Below are 21,084 nucleotides of genomic sequence, written 5' to 3'. Positions count from 1 at the left end.
CTGGTCTAGACCAACGCCCTTCGACTGCGGGGGCGCGAGTGATGGATGAAGTGCCTTCGTCACACCAATCAGAGCCCGGACAGGAGCGAAGCCTTCGCGCTTGCGAGCTCTTCGTCGGAGAGCACGCCTTCCTGGTGCAGCGCGGCGAGCTCCCGGAGGCGGTCGGCGAGCGAGGGCGGCGCGGCCTGAACCGGCGGCGCCGCCTCGTGGCTCGAGATCTCGACCTGCACTTCACCGAGCACGGAGGCTCCTGCGCGCGCGAGCTCGGCACCGACCTCGTTGTGGGCCTTGACGCTGCGGACCATGACGCAGTTGTGGCTCTCGTTGGTGAGATTGTGGATCGTCCTGTCCGTCGCGATGGTGAGGTACGCGCGTCGAGATTCTGCGCTCGCGAGATGCGCGACGCCAGCTACCGCGAGCCCCGGCACGCTCGACTTCATAAGCCCCGCTCCACCCTTGAAGAGAGTGCTCACCGCCGACCCCACGACGCCATCGAGGGCCGACCCGCGTTCCTGCGGCGCGTCGGCGGCCGCGGCAGCGAACTTGATGGAGCGCAGTTTCTCGAACGGGGTCTTCTTGAAGATCTTCGCCGCTTCGGTGTGAGTCTTGTCCCCGACGGCGATACGGACGTACACGCCCTCGTCGATCTCGATGGTCGATGTGCCGAAGATGCCCGTTGTCACCACTCGCCCCGCCGCGGCTTCAGCCTCTGCATGCGAACGCTCCGCCTCTGCGAGAGCCTCGCGTCGAGTGGTCTGCATGTCTGCAACGCCCTGCTTCAGTCGCGAGAACACGCCTGAACTCTTGGCGGCGCTGGAAGGCTGCGGGGGCGAGGCGGGCGCGCCCGATGCGTGGGGTCGAATCGACGCGGTCCATGCCGCGCCGTCCCAGTAGCGCTCTTGACCCGGCGCGTCGGGATACCAACCGGGTGCGGCCTGCTCGCTCACACCTCAACGATTACCACGCCAGGGGCGCATCGACGCTCCAATGTGAGCCGTCTTCATGACCGCCGATTGATTGGAAGTCAGCCTCGCGGGCAACCCGAAGCTCGCCGCGCAGCGCGTCGCCGCCGGGCTCAAGCCCATCCCGGGCGACGGCGAGCCGGTCGCGGGCCGCGTGCCGTCGATCGACGGGCTCTACACGCTCTTCACGCACTCGGGCGCGACGCTCGGCCTCATCCTGGGCGAGCTGCTCGCGGAGGAGATCGTCACCGCCACGCCGTCGCCCGTGCTCGCGCCGTTCACGCTCGACCGGTTCAGCGACGAGCAGCAGCGCGACGAGGTCGCCACGGGGGCGTGGGCGCCGGTGCGCTGACGACCGTCACTACATACGAGGAGCCCGGGATGGACATCGTCCGACCCGGGCTCCTCGCTTCTCATGGGTCCTCGGCGGGATCAGCCGTCGACGCGCTGCGGCACCTGGAGCGGGTTCTCGTCGCGCAGCGCCTCGGGCAGCAGCGCCGCCGGGAAGTTCTGGAACGCGACGGGGCGCAGGAACCGGGTGACGGATGCGGTGCCGACGGCGGTCGCCGTCGGGGCGGTCGTTGCCGGGTACGGGCCGCCGTGCTGCTGCGCGAAGGTCACCGAGACGCCGGTGGGCCACTGGTTCCACAGCACCCGGCCGGCCCGGTCGACGAGCGCGGGCACGAGGCCGCGGGCGACCTCGAGGTCGGCGGCGTCGTCCTCGTCGGCGACGATCGTCGCGGTGAGCTGGCCCTCGAGGCCGCGCGCGACGCGCTCGAGCTCGGATGCGTCGGTGTAGGTGACGACGAGGCCCGCGGGGCCGAAGACCTCGCGCACGAGCGCCTCCGGGTCGTCGAGCACCGCGTCGATCGTCGTCAGCAGCAGTGTCGCCTCGGGCGGCGACTGGCGGCTCGCCTCGCCCTCGCGCAGCACCTCGACGTCGCCGCGCCCCGTCAGCTCCTCGAGCCCCGCGACGAAGCCCTCCTGGATGCGGTCGTTCAGGAGCGGCGCGGGAGCCGGCACGGCCGCGCCCCGCAGCGCATCCACGATCCCCGACCCCGCCGGCACGAACAGCACGCCCGGCTTCGTGCAGAGCTGGCCCTGGCTGCCGGTGACCGACGCGAGGTACTCCTCCGCGATCTGCTGCGCGCGGCGCGACGCGGCACCGGGCGCGACGAACGCCGGGTTCACGCTGCCGAGCTCGCCGTAGAAGGGGATCGGCTCGGGGCGCGCGTTCGCGATGTCGAACAGCGCGCGGCCGCCGCCGATCGAGCCCGTGAACGAAGCAGCCTTGATCGCCGGGTGCTGGAGCGCCTCGACGCCGTGCTGCGTGCCGTGGATGACCGAGACGAGGTCGGCCGGCGCGCCGGCCTCGATCGCGGCCTCGCGGATGACCGCGACGGTCGCGTCGGAGAGTCGCGGGTGGCCCGAGTGCGCCTTCACGAGCACGGCGTTGCCGGCCGCGAGCGCCGCGGCCGTGTCGCCGCCGGCGACCGAGAAGGCGAACGGGAAGTTGCTGGCGGCGAAGTTGAGCACCGGGCCGATCGGCACGAGCATGCGGCGAAGATCCGGCCGCGGGGCGCCCATCGGCCACTCCGCGTCGGGCCGGTCGATGCGCACGTCGAGGAAGTCGCCGCGCTCCACCTCGTCGGCGAACAGGCGCAGCTGGAAGGTCGTGCGCTTCAGCTCGCCCTTCAGGCGCGCCTCGGCGAGCGCCGTCTCCTCCTGCGCGATCGCGATGAGCTCGGCGCCGGCCGCGTCGAGCGCGTCAGCGATGGCGCGCATCACGCGAGCGCGCTCCGCGTAGGGCGTCGCGGCCCAGACGGCGGATGCGTCGGCGACCGTGAGGACGGCCTCGTCGGTCGTGCGTGCGATCGTCGTGGTCTCGGTCATCGGGTCCTCCAGTCGTCGGCAGGGCACGGGGACTGCACCGTGCCGTCCCACATTGAAACCGCCGCGCGGCTAGAGTGATGCCATGAGTTCCGATGAACGGAACGCTCCGCGCTCGATGATCGGTCGCGTCGCTGCCGTGCTGGGCGCGTTCAGCGGCGAGCGGCCCGTGCTGGGCGTCAACGACATCGCGCGCTCGGCGGGGCTCGCGAAGTCGGTCACGTCGCGCATCGTGAGCGAGCTCGTCGCCGTCGACTTCCTCGAGCGCGCCGACAACGGCGTGCGCGTCGGCATCCGCATGTTCGAGCTCGGCGAGCTCGCGCAGCGCTCGAAGGAGCTGCGGCAGCTGGCACTCGCCGCGATGGCCGACTTGCGCCAGGCGACGGGCATGACCGTGCAGCTCAGCGTGCTGAAGAGCCCCGATCAGGTGTACGTCGAGATCCTGCGCGGCCGCGACGCCGACATGCCCATCCGCTCGCGGATCGGCGGGCGAGTGCCCGCCTACGCGACCGCCGGCGGCAAGGCCGTGCTCGCGCACTCGACGGACGAGGTCGTCGCCGGCGCGACGCCCCAGCTGTTCGAGCAGCTCGGCCCCGGCACCGTCACCGACGAGGCGGCGCTGCGCCGCCAGCTCGACGCCGTGCGGGCCAACGGCTTCTCGCACGAGGTCGAGGAGTCGAACCCCGGCGTCGAGTGCGTCGCGTGCCCGCTGCTGCGAGCCGACGGGACGCCGATCGCGGCGATCTCGATCTCCGGCCCCGCGCACCGCGCGAACATGCTCCAGTACGCACCCGCCGTCCGCATCACGGCCCTCGGCCTCAACCGACGCATCCGCGCCAACTCCGCCTTCAGCTCGCTGTAGCCGCTCCGCTGACCGGAACGCGGTTTGCGCCGCACCGGCACCGCGGCCCTACGTTGAGCGACGTCGTCAGACATCGACTGCTGCGCAGGGCTGCGCACAGGGCCGCCCATCGGCATCGATGCGCAGCGACCGATCAACGAGGAGGCGCCGCGTGAAGGCGATGGTGATGCACGAGACAGGTGCTCCGCTCGTGCTCGAGGAGCTCGAGCTCGACCAGCCCGGTCCCGGCGAGGTGCGCGTGCGCATCGAGGCGGCCGGGGTCTGCCACAGCGACGTCCACTACATCTCCGGCGGCCTCGCCGCCCGCACGCCGATCGTGCTCGGCCACGAGGGCGCCGGCATCGTCGAGGAGGTCGGCGACGGCGTGAGCGGCTTCCGGCCCGGCGACAAGGTCGTGCTCATGTGGCGCCCGCGCTGCGGCGAGTGCGAGTTCTGCCTCACCGGGCAGCCGGCGCAGTGCGCGCTCGGCAAGGTGCACGGCCAGACGAACGGCCTGCTGCGCGGCGGCACGCGCCTCAGCAAGGACGGCGTGCGCTACCACCACCTCATGGGCGACGCGTGCTTCGCCGAGCACGCGGTCGTCTCGCAGGAGTCGCTCATCGCGATCGACGCCGACATCCCGTCGGAGATCGCCGCGATCGTCGGCTGCGCCGTCATCACCGGCATGGGCACCGTGCTCAACAAGATGCCCGACCTGACCGGCAAGTCGGTCGCCATCATCGGCGCGGGCGGCGTCGGCCTCTCCGCCGTCATCGCCGCGCAGCTCGTCGGCGCCGCGCAGATCATCGTCTCGGATGTCGTCGCCTCGCGCCTCGAGAAGGCGCGCGAGCTCGGCGCGACCCACACGATCGACTCGTCGATCGAGGACTTCACCGACCGGGTGCTCGAGATCACCGGCACCGGCGTGCACTACGTGCTCGAGGCCATCGGCCGCCCCGCGACCATCCGCGCAGGCTTCGAGGCGCTCCGCCCCGGCGGCACCGAGGTCGTCGTCGGGCTCGGCGCCGTCGGCGAGGAGCTCTCGATCCCCATCAACCTGCTCGTGCAGGGCGACCGCAAGGTCGTCGGCGCGCTCTACGGCTCGTCGAACACGCCCGTGCAGCTGCCCGAGATCCTGCGCCTCTACCGCGCCGGCCGGCTCCCGCTCGAGAAGCTGCTCGACCAGTCCTTCGCGCTCGAGGACGCCAACGAGGCGATCGAGCACCTGCGCACCGGCGCGGTCGGTCGCCCGATCCTCGTCCCCTGAACTCCCCCTTCAACCGCACCAACGCATCCGCTTTGCTTATCAAAGGAGAGAGCATGACCGCCATCGACGACAAGCCGCCGACGATGCCTGACATCGTCGTCTCGGCCAAGGACCGCCGCCGCGCCCTGTGGGGCAGCGCCGTCGGCTCGACCATCGAGTGGTACGACTACTTCCTGTACGGGACGATGGCCACGGCCGTCTTCAACCTCCACTTCTTCCCGAGCGAGGATCCGGTCGTGAGCTCGATGCTCGCGTTCGCCTCGTTCGCGCTCGCGTTCCTCGTGCGCCCGCTCGGCGGCGTCGTCTTCAGCCACGTCGGCGACCGCATCGGCCGCAAGAAGACGCTCGTCATCACGCTGACCCTCATGGGCGTCGCGACCATGCTCATGGGCGTGCTGCCCGACTACGCCGCGATCGGCGTCGCCGCACCCATCCTGCTCACGCTCCTTCGCCTCGTGCAGGGCCTCGCCCTCGGTGGCGAGTGGGGCGGCGGCCTGCTGCTCGCCGTCGAGTACGCGCCGAAGAACCGCCGCGGCTTCTACGGCGCCGTGCCGCAGATCGGCGCGCTCGCCGGCCTCGCGCTCGGCAACATCGTGACGATCGGCGCTCGCGCGATCTTCCCCGAGGAGGCGTTCGAGTCGTTCGGCTGGCGCATCCCGTTCCTGCTCTCGGGCGTGCTGCTCGTCGTGGGCCTCTGGATCCGCTCGAAGATCGACGAGACGCCCTCGTTCCGCAAGGTGAAGGCTGAGGGCACGACGCAGCGCCTGCCGATCGCCACCGTCTTCAAGCACTACTGGCGAGAGGTCGTCATCTCGACCGGCGCGAAGTTCGTCGAGACCGCCACCTTCTTCATCTTCGCGACGTTCTCGATCTCCTACGCCACGAGCTTCGGCTACGACTTCGGCGCGGTGCTCGCGTTCCTGCTCGTCGGCGCGATCCTCGGCATCGGCGGCATGCTGTTCTACGGCGGGCTCTCCGACCGCATCGGGCGCAAGAAGGTCTTCCTCGGCGGCTCCGTCGCGGTGGCGATCTTCATCTTCCCGTACCTCGCGATGCTCTCGAGCGGCAACCTGTGGCTCGCGGGCCTCGCGATCATCCTGTCGTTCGCGGTCATCTGGCCGACCTACGGCTCGCTCATCGGCACCGTGCTCGCCGAGAACTTCGCGCCCGAGATCCGCTACACCGGCGCATCGCTCGGCTACCAGCTCGGCGCCGCGATCGTGGGTGGCCCCGCGCCGCTCATCGCGACCGCGCTGCTCGCGGCGTTCATGGGCAGCTGGATCCCGGTGGCCATCTTCGTGGTCTTCTGCGCTGTGGTCGGGTTCGTGTCGGTGTCGTTCGTGAAGGTGCGGCACAACGAAGAGCTCGATGTCTGAGCAGCGCTTCGCTGAGCAGGCCCGGGCGCCCCGCGTGGGCGCCTGGGCCACGCTCGACTCCCCCGTCGCGACCGAGCAGATCGCGCGCACCGGCTTCGACTACGTGTGCGTCGACGGGCAGCACGGGCTGCTCGGCTATGACGCGCAGGTGCGGGCGCTGCTCGCGGTCGCGGCGGGCGGCGCGACGCCGTGGGCGCGCGTGTCGACGAACAGCGCGGCCGAGATCGGGCGCGTGCTCGACGCCGGCGCGCGCGGCGTGATCGTGCCGCTCATCGACACCGCCGACGAAGCGCGCGCGGCTGCGGAGGCGGCTCGCTACCCGACGGCCGGCGGGCGCCGCTCCTACGGGCCGATGCGGCTCGGCCCGCACTTCGGTGCGACGCCGGAGGAGACGGATGCGTCGGTCACCGTGCTCGCGATGATCGAGACGGCATCGGGGCTGGCGGAGCTCGACGCGATCCTCGACGTCGACGGCATCGACGGCGTCTACGTCGGGCCGTACGACCTCTCGCTCGCGCTCGGCGCGCGAGTGCCGTTCGAGGTCGAGATCCTCCCGCGCCTCGACGCGGAGCTCGACCGGGTCGCGGCAGCGTGCCGCGAGCGCGGCAAGATCGCCGGCGTGCACTGCGCCGACGGCGAGCAGGCCGCGCGGCGCACCGAGCAGGGCTTCACGATGGTGACTGCTGCCACCGATGTGGCGTCACTCCGGGCAGACATGCAGGCGCAGCTCGGCGCGGCGACCGGCGCACGGCTCGAAGCATCGCGGGCGTACTGACGCGCGGTCGGACGTCAGGAAGGGCGGGCTCCTCGGAGCCCGCCCTTCCTCGTCTCAGTCCAGCGCCCCGTCCCCGGAGTAGCCGACGACCTCCCGGCTCTCGAGCATCGGGATGATCTGCATCCTGCCGATCGACGCGAAGTGCGCGCTCTCACGGTGCGCGGTGAACGCATCCGCATCGTCGTAGACCTCGACGATCGTGAAGACGTTCGGGCGCTCGAGATCGCGCGCGATCGAGTAGGAGATGTTGCCCGGCTCCTGGCGGCTCTCGGCCGCGAGCGTCGGCAGCAGCTGCGCGACGCGGTCGGCGGCATCGGGCTTGGCGATGTAGGTCGCGATCGCGACGAAGTGCTCAGTCATGGTGATTCCTCTCGACTGCTGCCGACCAGATGACTCAACCACGCGACGCGCGCATCGAGCTGCTCCGCGGCATGAGCGTCGGCATCGAGGTCCGCACCGCCCCCTCCTCGAAGTCGCTGCTGAGGAGCTCGAGCCCCGCGACCGCGATCTGCTCGAAGTTGGTGCGCACCGAGGTGAGCGGCACCGGCAGGCGTGCGGCGATCGGGATGTCGTTGTAGCCGACGAGCGCGTAGTCCCGTCCCGCCTCGACGCCGGCGCGGTGCGACGCGGCGAGGACGCCGATCGCCAGGTCATCGTTCGCCGCGAAGACCGCGGTCGGTCGGCGGGAGCCGTCGAGCCAACCGCTCGCCGCTCGCTCGCCCGACGGGATGCGGTAGTCGTCCGTCTCGGCGATGAGCGGCACGACATCGGCTTCGCCGAGTGCTCGCTTCGCGCCGGCGAGGCGGTCGCGCGCGCTCGTCGTGTAGAGCGGGCCGGTGACGATCGCGATCTCGCGGTGCCCGAGGTCGAGCAGGTGCCGCACCGCGAGGTAGCCGCCCAGCTCGTCATCGCCGACCGAGGCGGGACTCACGCCGTCGGAGCGGAGCACGAGCGCGTGACGGATGCGCCGCGACCGCAGCGAGCGCACGAGCGGGTCGTCGATGCGAGCGGAGGCGAGCATCAAGCCGTCGACCCCGCGAGCGAGGAGGGTCTCGGCAGCGTGGCGCTCCCCTTCCTCCGAGTCGCCGGCTGTGGCCACGATCGCGAACCGGCCCTGCCGCTCGCACGCCGCCGCGATCGACTCGTACATGAGCGCCATGACCGCGTCCGAGAGGCGCGGCACGAGCACACCGATCGTGCCGGTCTCGCCGCGACGCAGTGCCGATGCGGCCCGGTTCGGCCGGTAGCCGAGCTCTTCCGCGACGGCACGGATGCGGTCGCCGTGCGCTGAGTGAGCGATCTTGCTGTCGAGCACCCGGCTCACGGTCGAGATGCTCACGCCGGCCGCCGCCGCGACGTCGCGCAGCGTCACGACGTCGTTCTGCTGCGCTGCCATCAGCACCTCCTCGCCTCAGCGTAGTCACCGCATCCGGACACCAATTCTGATCCGGTGCTTGACAGCCAACCGCATCGGCGTGCAGACTGCAATCGTTCGCGCAAACGTTTGCACGTTGAATCGCAACAGACCTCCGCGGTTTCGCCGCGACACTCAATGGAGAGGACGCCACCATGGCTCTGGACCTTCGCGGGCTCACCCCCGCTCCCGTCACCCCGTTCACCCGAGAGGGCGCGGTCGACTTCGAGGCGATCAAGCGCCTCGGCGGCTGGCTCGGCAGCATCGACGGCGTCAAGGGCCTCGTCGTGCTCGGCCACGCCGGCGAGGGCACCTTCCTGACGCAGGAGGAGCAGGCGCAGGTGATCACCGCGTTCGTCGACTCGACCGAGGGCCGCGTGCCGGTCATCGCCGGCATCACCGGCGAGGGCTCGACCGTCGCCGCGCTCGAGGCGAAGCGCGCGGTGGAGGCCGGCGCCTCGGCGGGCCTCGTCTACCCCTCGCACGGATGGCTGCGCTTCGGCTACCAGGACGGCGCGCCGCAGGTGCGCTACCGCGAGATCTACGAGACGAGCGGCCTCCCGCTCATCCTCTTCCAGTACCCGGACGCGACGAAGGCGACCTACAACCTCGACACACAGCTCGAGATCGCGGACCAGGAGGGCGTCTTCGCCACGAAGAACGGCGTGCGCAACATGAAGCGCTGGGACACCGAGATCCCCGTGCTGCGCGCCCAGCACCCCGACCTGCAGATCCTCACGTGCCACGACGAGTACCTGCTCCACACGATGTTCGACGTCGACGGCGCGCTCGTCGGCTACGGCGGCCTCGCTCCCGAGCCGCTCATCGAGCTCATCGCCGCGGGCAAGGCGAAGGACTACGCGAAGGCTCGCGAGATCCACGACCGCCTCATGCCCGTGACGAAGACGGTGTACCACCGCGGCTCGCACATGGAGGGCACGGTCGCTCTCAAGGAGGGTCTCGTCGCCCGCGGCATCCTCGAGCACGCGACGGTGCGCTCGCCGCTGCTGCCGCTGCCCGCCGGGGCGCACGAGGAGATCGCCGCTGCGCTCGCCTCCGCTCGACTGGGCGCCGCGCTCGTCGCAGCCTGACCGCGTGCGGGGGCCGGGCGACCGGCCCCCGCACCACTCTCACTCCCGGAGTGAGCACCGGCCGCGCCGCCGACGAGCGGGCGCGCGGTCGCCGTCGCATCATGGAAGACGGATGCGACGTCACAGCTCGAAGGTCAATGACGACCATCGCGGCACGGCCGCGGTAGAACGAGGAGCTCCCCATGAGCACGATCGACACTCGCAGCACGAAGGACCACCACGGCGCCGACGGCGGCGCCCTCGAGCAGGGAGGCGCACCCGTGACTCCCGCTGAGCCGGCGTCCGCATCCCCCACCCGTCCGCGCCGCAGCTTCTGGCGCACGCTCGCCCTCGCCGGCCCGGCCTTCGTCGTCGGCGCATGGCAGTTCGGCCCCGGCAACCTCGCCTCGGCCGTGCAGGCCGGTTCCGCCTTCGGCTACGCACTCATCTGGGTGATCGTCGTCTCGACGATCCTCATGATCTTCTTCACCGACATGAGCGTTCGGCTCGGCATGCGCTCGCCGGTCTCGCTCATCCAGTCCATCAAGGACGAGCTCGGCAAGCCCGTCGGCGTCATCGCCGGCATCGGCGTCTTCTGCATCACGCTGATGTTCTCGGTCGGCAACGCGGTCGGCTCCGGCCTGGGCCTCTCGATGCTGCTCGGCGGCTCGCCCGTGCTCTGGACCGTCGCCTGCACGATCACCGTGTTCGCGATCCTGCTCTTCCGCAACGTCTACCGCGTCGTCGAGCGCGTGCTCATCTCGATCGTCGCGCTCATGGCCATCGGCTTCATCGTGAGCGCCATCATCGCGCAGCCGGAGTGGGCGCAGGCCGCCGCCGGGCTGTGGCCCGCGATGCCCGCGGGCAGCGAGATCCTCGTCGTCGCGCTCGTCGGCACGAACTTCTCGATCAACGCGGCGTTCTACACCTCGTACGGCATCAAGGAGCGCGGCCACACCCGCGCCGACTACCGCGACATCACGCTCGTCGACACGATCCCCGGCATCGTGGCGCCCGGCATCATGACCGCGCTCGTCATCGTCGTCGCCGCCGCCGTGCTCGGGCGATCGGGCGAGGAGGCGACCACGATGAACCAGCTCGCCGCGATCTTCGAGCCCATGGCCGGACCGGTCGGCTCGGCGCTGTTCGCGCTCGGCCTCTCGGGCGCGGCGTTCTCGTCGATGATCGCCAACGCGACCGCCGGCGGCACCATGCTGTCGGATGCGCTGGGTCGCGGCCCGTCGGCCGCGAGCCGGACGGCGCGCATCGTCTCGGCCGTCATCCTGCTGTGGGGCGTCGCGATCACGCTCGCGTTCCAGTCGTCGCCCGTCGGGCTCATCATCACCGCCCAGGCGCTCACCGTGCTCGTCGCTCCGCTGCTGGGAGCCCTGCTGCTCATCATGAGCAACCGGCGGTTCATGGGCGAGCTGCGCAACCGCTGGTGGCACAACCTCTTCGCGGTGATCGGGTTCGTCGCGATCGTGGCGACCTCGGTGCGGCTCATCTCGAGCCTGCTCGGCTGAGCATTGCGCCACAGGGGCGTCGAGCGCAGCCGCGCTCGGCGCCCCTCGCGCGCGGCGCACCATCAGCGTGAGCACCGGCGGGCGGCGCGCTGGGCGTGAGCGGCGGCTCCGGCGAGCAGGACCAGTCGTCCGCCGAGGCGGGCGCTGCCGCCTCCCGACCTGCGACGTCAGGCCGCGAGCGCTCCGCCGCAGTCTCGGCAGGTCGGCGCGACCGGCACCACCATGAAGCAGTTCGGACAGGTGGTCTCGCGCATCCCGTTGCTGGCCGCGGGCGCCGGCTTCGGCGTCGTCGCTCGAGTGCGGGCCGGTCGCTCCGCGCGAGCGGGGCGGGCGGCTCGAGCCGCGATGGCGGGCAGCGGCGCGAGCACCGTCGCGGTGCCGCCGTCCTCGGGCATCGCCGCAGCGAAGAACCGGTAGCACTCGAGCCGGTCCTCGGCCGCCACACGCTCGCGCGTCAGGGCGTCCGTTCCGGCCGGCACGCCCGCGTAGTCCTTCGCGACGAGGAGCTCAGCGGTAACGCACAGCGACGTGAGCCGCGGCTCTCCGCGCCGCTCCGCATCCGTCGCCACCGCGCCGAGCACGCGCGGGATCCACTCCTCCGGCGGCTGGTTCGTCGTGATGCCGGTGCGCGCCTGCACGCGGCCGCTCAGCGCCTGGAACGTGAGCCACGCCCCGTACTCACCGGCCGTCTCGATGAGCGCGTCGCGCGCGGCGGGCCACCACTGACGGATGGCGTCGGCCTGCGAGACGTACTTCCCGTTGGCGAGCTCTGGCATGCCTCCAACCGTATCGACGGCAGCCGGGAGGGCGCCCCGCGCCCGCGCTACGGGCCGACGACCGGAGGCGCGACGCGCGGCGCATCCTGGCGCCGCCTCGCCATCGCGATCATCCACTCGACGACGAGCGCGAGCCAGCCGGCGAGCCACGCAATCACGGCCACTCCCGCGATCCCGTTCGAGATGTCGTTGACCAGCGAGCCGACGCCCGTCTGGCCGGCGACGAGGGCGAGGGCCGAGGCGACGGACTCGCTCGTGTCGCCGCCGTCGACGACGGTGAAGCCGACGACCATCACGCCGATCGAGGTCAGCCACGCCCAGATGACCGCGCGCGTGCGGTGCCCCCGGCGCGCGAAGCACCCCTCGGCGGCGCAGCATGCTGACCGCGGCGGTGATGACGGCGGCGTAGCCGAGCAGCCAGATCGGGAACGAGAAGACCATCCCGACGAGCAGCCAGCCGCCCGTCGGCAGCTTGAGCGCGATCGCGGCGAGCGGCGCGACGATCGCGAGCCAGCCGGCGGCGACGAGCGCGGCGTCGGAACGAGCGGATGCGTGACCCTCGACGTGCATGCCGCAAGCGCGCCGCATCGGTGCCGTGAGGCATCCGAGCGCCCCGCCGCTCGCGCCCGAGCGGCGCGATCCGCGCTCAAGCGCCATCCAGGTGCGCGCGGGACGCTGGTGGCGGCACCTGAACCGCACCGCGACCGGAGGCGACCATGAACGACGCAGCGCGACCCGACGCATCCGCCGACGCCCACGGCAACCTCTCGACCTACCTGAACGAGCACCTGCTCGCCTCGGAGGGCGGCGTGAAGGCGTTCCACGCGGCGGCGAAGACGTTCGAGGGGACGCCGCACGAGCAGGCGCTCACCGCGCTCGCCGAGGAGGTCGACCGCGATCGGCGCGACCTCGCGAAGATCATCCAGCAGCTCGGCTACCGGCCGAAGGGCTGGAAGCGCGCGCTCACGCTGCTGCTGCGCGCGGGCGGGAGCGTCAACCCGGTGAACCTGCTGCGGATGCGGCGCAGCTCGATGACGCAGCTCGAGCTCGACTTCCTCACCGGCGCGGTGCGCGGCAAGCTCTCGATGTGGCAGGCGCTCATCGAGCTGTCGGCGACCGACTCGCGCTTCGACCGGGCGCTGCTCGACGACCTCGTGCGGCGATCCGAGCACCAGATCGGCGAGCTGCAGCGGATCAGCCACGAGACGGTGCGGGAGCGGTTCGCGTAGCGGCAACGCCACCGCCACCGCCTTCCTCCCATCGCGCGCGCTCATCGCAATGGAGGGAGCAGCTCAGTAGGCGCGCCGATAAGTGGATGCTTCCGCGCACGCCTTCGGTTAACGTCACGATATGAGCGCGCCCGACATCGACGCGGCCATCATCGACCGGTTCGCGGCCATCGCGGGCGATGCGCATCTGACTCTCGTGCTTGGTGCGGGCGCCTCTGCCCCGTCGGGGCTGCCCCAATGGGACGAGTTCGCTGCGAAGGTCGCGGCCCTGAGCGGACTCGTCGCAAGCGACGAGGTCGCGCGAATACTGCTTGCCAAGCAGGACAACACGATCGTTTTGGAGGCGGCTCGGAGCTTCGCTGGCCCCCGCTGGCCCGACGTCCTCGCCGAGGCGCTCTACGGTCGACGAGGCACTGACGCGGTCCCTTCTCCTCTTCACCTGGCAGCCGCGGGCCATCTTGCACAGCTTCCTGAAACGACGACCCTCGCGACGCTCAACTACGACACGCTGCTTGAGGAGGCGGTGCTTACGGCTGCGGGCGGGGTTGTGGTCAGCTGGGACGGCATCGACGAACCGGATGTCCCGACGGTTCATCACCTGCACGGAGTGGTGTTCCCGAGCGGCGCATACAATCCTGTCGTCAGCTTCCGCGACTACGCGGAGCTGGTGGCGGACACGGGCGCGTGGCAGCGCCACTTCCTCGCGACGGCCTTGGACCGAGGGCCGTTGCTGCTCGCGGGCACCTCGTACCGCGACCCGGACATCCGTCACTGGCTCCACTTGCTGCTGCGAGATGGGGAACCGGCTCACCAAGCGATGGTGACGATCGTGAGGGAGGGTCTCGGGCTCGAGAGGGGACCGTTCGACGCGATCAAGCAAGCGCTCGCCGCCGAGTGGGAGGCGATCGGCTTGTCAGCTTTGACGATGGAGGATCTCGCCGACGTCGCGATCGTGATTCGCGAACTTCAGTTCGTGGGTACCAGCGGCTACCAGCCTCCGCGCGAGCGCGCACGCCGGATCTGGGCGGCGCACGAGGCTCGGTTCCGGGATCTTCAGCACGAGTACTCGCAAGCACTGGGACGCGACTCGGCGAAGGTCGCGGCGGCGCTCAAAGCTTCCGCTCACAGAGCAACTCTCTGGTTGGCCGATGGAGACGGCAGACTCGCCCGCTGGGCAACCGATGGCCACATCTACGCCACTGCCGGGCTCCTAAAGCATGTGCCAACAGGTCACGACAGTCCGTGGATCGCTGGCGAAGCTCTCGCGGCGGAGGAGGTGAAGCTCGTAGACGTGCACCGCCAACGCGGCGTCAGCCCTTCTTGGGAGTCGGTTCTCGCGATACCGGTGTTCGTTGGGGGGTGCGGGCTCCCCGAGATAGCTGCCGCGGTCATCACGTTCGGCATGGAAGAGCGCGCTGTCAGCCTGCTGGAGCGTCAAGACGACTGGGCGAGCCTGGCCGAGCATCTGAGCTCGGAGTGGGGAAGCAGACTCGCCTCTGTCTTGCTCCCATGATGGGGACTATCGTTGGCCGCATATCAGGGAGGACCGATGACCGCGAAGAGTAGCTCGAACCCTCGCAACTCGAAGACTGGCTCGTACACCGTACGAGTGCAGAAGAGCGCTGTGACCGGCAAGTTCGTGTCGAGCTCAAAGCCGCAGGGCCGCATGATCGTGAGGGAGCAGCCGAAGAAGGCGTCCTGACGTGACTGCGACAGGACATCCTCGTTGCCACCTCGCGTGATTTCTCGCGGCTTCAGTCGTTGCCAGCTGTGAGGATGCGTCCGGCGCGTGACCGGGAGCGCAGCAGCGCTCGATCAGAGTGACGGCGGGCTGAGCCTGCGTGCGGGTTGTGGGCGTAGCCTGCCCGCGCAAGGCTTGCGACGTGCCCGGCCGGGCCGACGCATCCGCCCGCCACGATCTCGGGAGGCCGCATGACCAGCGCTGTCGTCGTCGGCGCGGGGCCGAACGGCCTGACCGCCGCCGCGGTGCTCGCGCGCGCCGGGCTCGAGGTCACGGTGCTCGAGCGGAACGAGACGATCGGCGGGGCGAGCGCGTCGATCCCGGCGTTCGGCGACCAGGCGATCATCGACCCGGGCGCATCGGGGCACCCGTTCGGCGTCACGAGTCCCGCCTTCCGTTCGCTCGGGCTCGAGCAGCACGGGCTCGAGTGGGTGCACGCCGACTACCCGATGGCGCACCCACTGCCGGGCGGACGAGCCGCGATCCTGCATCGCGACGCTGAGCAGACCGCGCGCGAGCTCGGCGTCGACGCGAAGGCGTGGCTGCGACTGCACGCGCCGGCGACCGAGGATCCGAATGCGACCGCCGAGGCGATCCTCGGGCCGCTGCTGCGGTGGCCGAAGGACCCGGTGCTGCTCGCGCGCTTCGGGTTGCGCGGCGCGTGGCCGGCGACGCTGCTCGCCCGCTCGGTCTTCCGCTCGGGCGCCGCGCAAGCCCTCTTCGCGGGATCGGTGACGCACGCGACGCTGCCGCTCGGGCATCCGCTCACGAGCGCGTTCGGCGTCGCGTTCGGCGGCGTCGGTCACTCCGCGGGGTGGCCGTTCGCCAGGGGCGGGTCGCAATCGATCGCGGATGCCCTGGGCCGCGTCATCGAGGCACACGACGGCCGGATCGAGACCGGCGTCGACGTCACCGACCTGCGCGACCTGCCGCCTGCCGACCTCGTGCTGCTCGACCTCACGCCGCGGCAGCTGCTGCGCGTCGCGCACGGCCGCATCGAGGGGCTCTACGCGAAGCGGATGGAGACCTGGAAGTACGGCCCGGCGGTCTCGAAGCTCGACCTGCTGCTCGACGGACCGGTGCCGTGGGAGGACGAGCGCGTCGGCCGCGCCGGCACCGTGCACCTGAGCGGCACGCTCGCCGAGATCGCCCACGCCGAGCGCGAGGTCGCGCTCGGCCGCATGCCGGAGCAGCCGTTCGTGCTCGCGACGCAGCCGAGCGTCGCCGATCCCGAGCGAGCGCCCGCGGGGCGGCACACGCTGTGGGCCTACGCGCACGTGCCGCACGGGTGGCCCGGGGACGCATCCGATGCCATCGAGGCGCAGATCGAGCGCTTCGCTCCCGGCTTCCGCGACCGCATCCTCGAGCGGCGGCCGATGACGCCCGCGGCGCTCGAGCTGTGGAACCCGAACCTCGTCGGCGGCTCGATCGGTGGCGGCACGCTCGCCGGCACGCAGCAGCTCGCGCGGCCGGTGCTCGCGAACCCGTACCGCGTGCCGATGCCGGGCCGGATCTTCCTGTGCTCGTCGTCGGTGCCGCCGGGCGGCGGCGTGCACGGCATGAGCGGATGGCACGCGGCGCACGCGGCGCTCAAGGAGATCGGCGTGCACGCCGGCTAGCGGCGGCTTGAGCAGCGCACCGCGCGCTCAAAGAATGGTCTCTCTACGGCTGCGTGCCGTCCCTCTCCTCCAACCGCGAGCGGCAGGGTGAGCGCCAGGAGCTGCTGACGCGGGGGATGCGCGAGATCAAGGTCCTCCATGCCGGCAACCCGGATGGCGTGATTCGCCGGGCACCAGCAGATCCGCGCGCTGGCCCTGGGCGCATACGCATTCATCGCTGCGGCATGCTGGGCACCATGAGTCGACGGATCACCAGCTTCGACGTCGCCCGTCTCGCCGGGGTTTCGCAGTCGACGGTCTCGCGTGCGCTCCGCGACCTTCCCAGCATCACACCCGCGACGCGAGCGAAGGTGGCACGAGCCGCTGCGGAGCTGCGCTACGTACCACTCGAGTCAGGGCGTTCTCTCTCGACACGTGTGACGCGACGGATCGCCATAGTTTCGGAGTCGCTCACCAATCCGTACCACCCACTGCTCATCGAGGCACTGCGCGCTCGGCTTGCCGACCTCGGCTACCAGACGGTGCTCCTCGCCGACCGCGAGGACGACGCGCTCACCGTGGCAACGCTGGCGGACGGCTCCTACGACGGCGTCGTCATCACGACAGCAGCCCGCACGTCAACCCTGTCGCGCACGCTCGAGGAAGCGGGCGTCCCCTGCATCATGGTGAACCGCTCGACGGACGATGTCGACCAGTTGAGCTGCACGTTCGACAACCTCAAAGGCAGCACACTCATCGCCGAGCTGCTGATCGAGCTCGGTCACACGCGTATCGCGTTGATCAACGGACCCGACAGGTACTCCACGAGTGCAGCTCGCGAGCGGGGACTCCGATTGCGACTCGATGCTGCAGGACTCTGGATCCCGGAGCGGATGACGCGGCGTGTTCCTTACAGCACCGTGGCGGGTCGAGCTGCTGCACTCGACCTGCTCCGTCTCCGCGACCGCCCCACAGCCGTAGTCTGCGCGAACGACGACCTCGGGCTAGGCGCGCTGAACGCCGCGGCCTCGCTCGGGCTAGCGGTGCCGGAAGACCTCACCGTCATCGGCTTCGACGACATCCCCATGGCGGCGTGGGACGTCTTCTCGATGACGACGATTCGATGCGACCTCAATCTCCTCGCTGCACGCGCAGTCGAGCTCCTTGCGCGCCTCATCCGCGGACGCGAGTCGGCAGGCTCGCAGGTGATCGATGTCGAGCTCGTCGCGCGAGATACCCACGCCCCACCAAGGGTCCCTCCGAGGCGTTGAGTTTCATACGTATGCACGGCAGGCTGACCGCAACGGGGAAGGAGTTGCGGGATGATGACAGCCAGGACGCGAGCGATCGAGACAATCGATCTCAAGTCGCCCTCAGGAGACGCCCGCGAGCGCGGCAGCACGGCGGATGTCCGCCAGGTCGTCGAGAGCGTGATCGCCGACGTCCGCGAGCGCGGTGACGAAGCGGTGCGCGAGTACTCCAAGAAGTTCGACGACCACGCACCGGAGACCTTTCTCCTCAGCGAGCGTGAGCTGGACGAGATCGTCGGGCGGGTGCCTCGGCAGGTGCTCGACGATATCCGATTCGCCCAGGAGCAGGTGCGACGCATGGCGCAGCGACAGCTCGACTCGCTGGCCGACTTCGAGATGGAGACGCTGGCCGGCGTGCTGCTCGGGCAGAAGCACGTGCCGGTGCAAGCCGCCGGCGCCTACGTCCCTGGCGGCAAGTACCCGCTGCTCGCGAGCGCGCACATGACGATCATCACCGCGAAGGTCGCGGGCGTGGAGCGCGTCGCCGCCTGCACGCCGCTCATCCAGGGGGAAGTGCCGGACGCCACTGTCGCAGCCATGCGCCTCGCCGGAGCCGACGAGATCTACCTGCTCGGAGGCATCCAGGCTGTCGCCGCCATGGCGATCGGGACCGAGACCATCGCCCCGGTCAACATGCTGGCTGGACCCGGGAACGCGTTCGTCGCGGAGGCCAAGCGCCAGCTGTTCGGCGAGGTCGGCATCGATCTCTTCGCCGGCCCGACCGAGGTGCTCATCGTCGCCGACGAGCACGCTGACCCCTTCGTCGTCGCGGTCGACCTGCTGTCGCAGGCGGAGCACGGCCCCGACTCCCCCGCGGTCCTCATCACGACCTCCGAGCAGCTCGGGCGCCGCACGATCGAGTACATCGACGAGCTGCTACCCGGCATGTCGACGCGCGACTATGCCGAGGCGGCATGGCGGGACTGGGGCACCGTGCATGTCGTGGCCACCCTCGACGACGCGTACGCGCTCGCGGACGCATACGCGTTCGAGCACGTGCAGATCCTCACGGCGCGCCCGCGCGAAGCATTGGAGAAGATGCACGACTACGGAGCGCTCTTCCTCGGCGAAGGCACCTGCGTCTCCTACGGCGACAAGGTGATCGGCACGAACCATGTGCTGCCGACGCGCGGCGCGGCGCGCTACACCGGCGGTCTGTGGGTCGGCAAGTACCTGCGCACGGTCACGTACCAGGAGGTCGTCGACGAGCGCTCCAGCGCGATGCTCGGCGAGCTCTGCGGTCGAGCCTCCAGAGTGGAGCGCTTCGAGGGCCACGCGCGCTCAGGCGATATCCGCGCCGCGAAGTACGGCGGCGCCGAGCTGCCCTGGACGCGACACACCTTCGAGCGCTGACGGGCATCACGCCGTCCCGGTTCCGCGGACAGAGAGTTGAGGATGGAGCAGAAGGATGCCGCCGGTCGCTTCTCCGGGCGCATCGCGCTGGTCACGGGAGCCGGTAGGGGTCTTGGCGAGTCGATCGCCGACACGCTGGCGGCCGAGGGAGCCACCGTGCTCGGCACCAGCAGGTCCCTGGAGGAGGCGCAGCGCATCGCAGAGCGGTACGGCAGCCCCGCGGTTGTGCTCGACGCGACGGACACCGCTTCCATCGCGCCGACGATCCAGCGGGCTCTGGAGCGAGTCGGCCGCATCGACCTCTTGGTGAACAACGCGGGGGTCAATGTGCCTCAGCCCGCTCTGGAGGTGACCGAGGCGGACTGGGATGCGGTCCACAGCCTCAACGTGAAGGGCACGTTCTTCGTCACGCAAACCTTGGCTCGACACTGGGTTGCTGAGAACCGGGCCGGCGCCGTCGTGACCGTCGGCTCACAAGCCGGGATCGTCGCGATCGAGGACCGCGCGGGCTATGGCTCGAGCAAGGCCGCCGTGGCGCAGCTGACCCGTCAGCTCGCGTTCGAGTGGGGGCAGTACGGCATCCGAGTGAATGCCCTCGCCCCGACATTCGTACCGACGGAGCTGACCGCGTCCACGCTCGCGCGACCGGAGGTCGCTGAGCGACTGCTCGGGCGCATCCCGCTCGGTCGATTCGGCACTGCGCAGGAGGTCGCCGAGGCGGTCGCGTTCCTGCTGAGCGATCAGGCCGCGTTGATTACCGGGCACGTGCTAGTCGCCGACGGCGGCTACACCATCCACTGAGCCGCCGGGCCGGCGGGGACGCCGGCGGAGGAATTCATCCCGGATCGCCTCGCTGTGCTGACCCAACCACGGCACGGGGTCATAGCGATACTCGAAGGACCTCGCCTCGACCGGCGACTTCAGCACGCGCACATCGCCCTGTTCGGTCTGAACTTGCTGCCAGCGATCGCGCGCCTCGAGCTGCGGGTGCGCAGCGAACTCAGCCATCGAGCGAAGGATGGCGTTGGCGATGCCGGCCTGCTCGAGCCGATCGATCGCGTCGACGGTCGAGAGGTCGCCGAGCACCGCTTCGATCCTCGCCTGCAGCAGCGCGCGATGCTGGACGCGTCGATCGTTCGTCGCGAAGTCGGGGTGCGCGGTCAGCGCGCGGTCCCGCAGCACCGTTTCGCAGAACCGCTCCCACTCACCCTGGTTCTGCACGCTGAAGAACACGGTGCCGTCGCTCGTGGCGGCCGGCCCGTATGGCGCCAGCGTCACGTGACTCGCGCCTGCCCGCTCGATCGGCCGACCGGAGTAGTGGCTGTAGAGGTAGGGCTGAGCCATCCACTCGCCCAGCGCATCTAGGAGCGACACGTGCAGATGATCCCCCCGACCTGTGCGACCACGCTGGATCAACGCTGCGAGGATGCCGCTGTATGCGTACATCCCGGTCGCGATGTCAGCCACGGAGATGCCCACCCGAGCAGGCTCGCTCGCGCTGCCAGTGATGCTGAGCAGCCCCGCCTCGCATGCGGCCAACAGGTCGTAGGCCTTCTTGTCCTTGTACGGGCCGACCGTGCCGTAGCCGCTGATCGAGAGGTAGACGATGCGAGCGTTGAGCCGCTCGACGGCCTCATAACCGAAGCCGAGCCGCTCGACCGCCCCCGGCGCGAGGTTCTGGACGAAGACATCGGCGTCGCGGACCATGCTCTGGAGCACCGCACGGTCCTGCGGCTCCTTGAGATCGAGGACGACGCTCTCCTTGTTGCGGTTGAGCCAGACGAAGTAGCTGGACTGCCCCATGACAGACCCGTCGTACTGGCGCGCGAAGTCGCCGCTCGGCCGCTCGACCTTCATGACTCTCGCACCCAGGTCGGAAAGGTGACGGGTCGCGAGTGGGGCCGCGACCGCCTGCTCGATGGACACGACCGTGATGCCGTCCAGTGGCCTCATGCCGTC

General features: G+C 70.4%; 20 protein-coding genes. 13 read left to right on the top strand and 7 right to left on the bottom strand.

What is annotated here, in order from left to right:
• Positions 1 to 68: 68 nt before the first annotated feature.
• Positions 69 to 947, bottom strand: coding sequence for a DUF2510 domain-containing protein (locus ACP7BI_RS03115; RefSeq protein ID WP_425843672.1), 879 nt, complete (start codon positions 945 to 947; stop codon positions 69 to 71).
• A 70-nt stretch (positions 948 to 1,017) separates the two neighbouring features.
• Between ACP7BI_RS03115 and ACP7BI_RS03110 the strand changes: the two genes are divergently transcribed.
• Positions 1,018 to 1,314: a hypothetical protein gene (locus ACP7BI_RS03110; RefSeq protein ID WP_425843670.1), complete on the top strand. Its 297-nt coding sequence runs from the start codon at positions 1,018 to 1,020 to the stop codon at positions 1,312 to 1,314.
• A gap of 80 nt (positions 1,315 to 1,394) precedes the next feature.
• Here the strand turns inward: ACP7BI_RS03110 and ACP7BI_RS03105 are convergent, their stop codons facing one another.
• Positions 1,395 to 2,855 (bottom strand): aldehyde dehydrogenase (NADP(+)), encoded by a 1,461-nt coding sequence (locus ACP7BI_RS03105; RefSeq protein ID WP_425843668.1) that lies wholly within the window; start codon positions 2,853 to 2,855, stop codon positions 1,395 to 1,397.
• Between the two features lie 82 nt (positions 2,856 to 2,937).
• Here ACP7BI_RS03105 and ACP7BI_RS03100 point away from each other — a divergent pair, with 82 nt between their 5' ends.
• The 4 genes from ACP7BI_RS03100 to ACP7BI_RS03085 all read left to right on the top strand — a co-directional run bounded on the left by ACP7BI_RS03100 (position 2,938) and on the right by ACP7BI_RS03085 (position 7,111).
• Positions 2,938 to 3,714: an IclR family transcriptional regulator gene (locus ACP7BI_RS03100; RefSeq protein ID WP_031224291.1), complete on the top strand. Its 777-nt coding sequence runs from the start codon at positions 2,938 to 2,940 to the stop codon at positions 3,712 to 3,714.
• Between the two features lie 166 nt (positions 3,715 to 3,880).
• On the top strand, positions 3,881 to 4,960 hold the full coding sequence (locus ACP7BI_RS03095) for a zinc-binding dehydrogenase (RefSeq protein ID WP_425843666.1): 1,080 nt from the start codon (positions 3,881 to 3,883) through the stop codon (positions 4,958 to 4,960).
• Positions 4,961 to 5,013: 53 nt separating this feature from the next.
• Positions 5,014 to 6,336: an MFS transporter gene (locus ACP7BI_RS03090; protein WP_425843664.1), complete on the top strand. Its 1,323-nt coding sequence runs from the start codon at positions 5,014 to 5,016 to the stop codon at positions 6,334 to 6,336.
• Complete coding sequence (locus ACP7BI_RS03085; RefSeq protein WP_425843663.1) at positions 6,329 to 7,111, top strand: HpcH/HpaI aldolase family protein; 783 nt, start codon at positions 6,329 to 6,331, stop codon at positions 7,109 to 7,111. The genes ACP7BI_RS03090 and ACP7BI_RS03085 overlap by 8 nt, the downstream gene beginning before the upstream one ends.
• A 54-nt stretch (positions 7,112 to 7,165) precedes the next feature.
• On the opposite strand, the gene ACP7BI_RS03080 is transcribed toward ACP7BI_RS03085, so the two are convergent.
• A complete protein-coding gene (locus tag ACP7BI_RS03080; protein ID WP_425843661.1) occupies positions 7,166 to 7,471 on the bottom strand; it encodes a putative quinol monooxygenase in 306 nt (101 codons plus the stop codon).
• Between the two features lie 34 nt (positions 7,472 to 7,505).
• Positions 7,506 to 8,507 carry a LacI family DNA-binding transcriptional regulator gene (locus ACP7BI_RS03075; protein ID WP_425843660.1) on the bottom strand — a complete coding sequence of 334 codons (1,002 nt, stop codon included), beginning with the start codon at positions 8,505 to 8,507 and terminating at the stop codon, positions 7,506 to 7,508.
• Positions 8,508 to 8,680: 173 nt separating this feature from the next.
• Between ACP7BI_RS03075 and ACP7BI_RS03070 the strand changes: the two genes are divergently transcribed.
• Both ACP7BI_RS03070 and ACP7BI_RS03065 read left to right on the top strand, forming a co-directional pair.
• Complete coding sequence (locus ACP7BI_RS03070; RefSeq protein WP_425843659.1) at positions 8,681 to 9,616, top strand: dihydrodipicolinate synthase family protein; 936 nt, start codon at positions 8,681 to 8,683, stop codon at positions 9,614 to 9,616.
• Between the two features lie 182 nt (positions 9,617 to 9,798).
• The gene (locus ACP7BI_RS03065; RefSeq protein WP_425843658.1) at positions 9,799 to 11,118 is read left to right on the top strand and encodes an Nramp family divalent metal transporter; all 1,320 of its coding nucleotides are present in this window, start codon (positions 9,799 to 9,801) and stop codon (positions 11,116 to 11,118) included.
• Between the two features lie 167 nt (positions 11,119 to 11,285).
• On the opposite strand, the gene ACP7BI_RS03060 is transcribed toward ACP7BI_RS03065, so the two are convergent.
• Entirely contained in the window at positions 11,286 to 11,894 is a 609-nt protein-coding gene (locus ACP7BI_RS03060) for a hypothetical protein (RefSeq protein ID WP_425843656.1), read from the bottom strand.
• 47 nt (positions 11,895 to 11,941) lie between these two features.
• Entirely contained in the window at positions 11,942 to 12,187 is a 246-nt protein-coding gene (locus tag ACP7BI_RS03055) for a hypothetical protein (protein WP_425843655.1), read from the bottom strand.
• Positions 12,188 to 12,610: 423 nt separating this feature from the next.
• Between ACP7BI_RS03055 and ACP7BI_RS03050 the strand changes: the two genes are divergently transcribed.
• The 6 genes from ACP7BI_RS03050 (at position 12,611) to ACP7BI_RS03025 (ending at position 19,926) form a co-directional block, all read left to right on the top strand.
• Entirely contained in the window at positions 12,611 to 13,123 is a 513-nt protein-coding gene (locus ACP7BI_RS03050; protein WP_425843653.1) for a hypothetical protein, read from the top strand.
• A 121-nt stretch (positions 13,124 to 13,244) separates the two neighbouring features.
• On the top strand, positions 13,245 to 14,636 hold the full coding sequence (locus ACP7BI_RS03045; RefSeq protein WP_425843652.1) for an SIR2 family protein: 1,392 nt from the start codon (positions 13,245 to 13,247) through the stop codon (positions 14,634 to 14,636).
• A 419-nt stretch (positions 14,637 to 15,055) separates the two neighbouring features.
• Positions 15,056 to 16,483 carry a phytoene desaturase family protein gene (locus ACP7BI_RS03040; protein ID WP_425843651.1) on the top strand — a complete coding sequence of 476 codons (1,428 nt, stop codon included), beginning with the start codon at positions 15,056 to 15,058 and terminating at the stop codon, positions 16,481 to 16,483.
• A 224-nt stretch (positions 16,484 to 16,707) separates the two neighbouring features.
• Entirely contained in the window at positions 16,708 to 17,733 is a 1,026-nt protein-coding gene (locus ACP7BI_RS03035; protein WP_425843650.1) for a LacI family DNA-binding transcriptional regulator, read from the top strand.
• Between the two features lie 51 nt (positions 17,734 to 17,784).
• Positions 17,785 to 19,125, top strand: a complete 1,341-nt coding sequence (gene hisD, locus ACP7BI_RS03030) for a histidinol dehydrogenase (protein WP_425843649.1) — start codon at positions 17,785 to 17,787, stop codon at positions 19,123 to 19,125.
• Between the two features lie 42 nt (positions 19,126 to 19,167).
• Positions 19,168 to 19,926, top strand: a complete 759-nt coding sequence (locus ACP7BI_RS03025) for an SDR family NAD(P)-dependent oxidoreductase (RefSeq protein ID WP_425843648.1) — start codon at positions 19,168 to 19,170, stop codon at positions 19,924 to 19,926.
• On the opposite strand, the gene ACP7BI_RS03020 is transcribed toward ACP7BI_RS03025, so the two are convergent.
• Positions 19,894 to 21,078: a CaiB/BaiF CoA transferase family protein gene (locus ACP7BI_RS03020; RefSeq protein WP_425843647.1), complete on the bottom strand. Its 1,185-nt coding sequence runs from the start codon at positions 21,076 to 21,078 to the stop codon at positions 19,894 to 19,896. The genes ACP7BI_RS03025 and ACP7BI_RS03020 overlap by 33 nt on opposite strands.
• Positions 21,079 to 21,084 lie beyond the last annotated feature (6 nt).

The sequence above is a fragment of the Agrococcus sp. TSP3-2-1 genome (assembly GCF_049897585.1).
Taxonomy (GTDB): domain Bacteria; phylum Actinomycetota; class Actinomycetes; order Actinomycetales; family Microbacteriaceae; genus Agrococcus.
The sequence above is the reverse complement of the archived record's forward strand: the minus strand, read 5'-3'. Positions and strand labels throughout refer to the sequence as shown.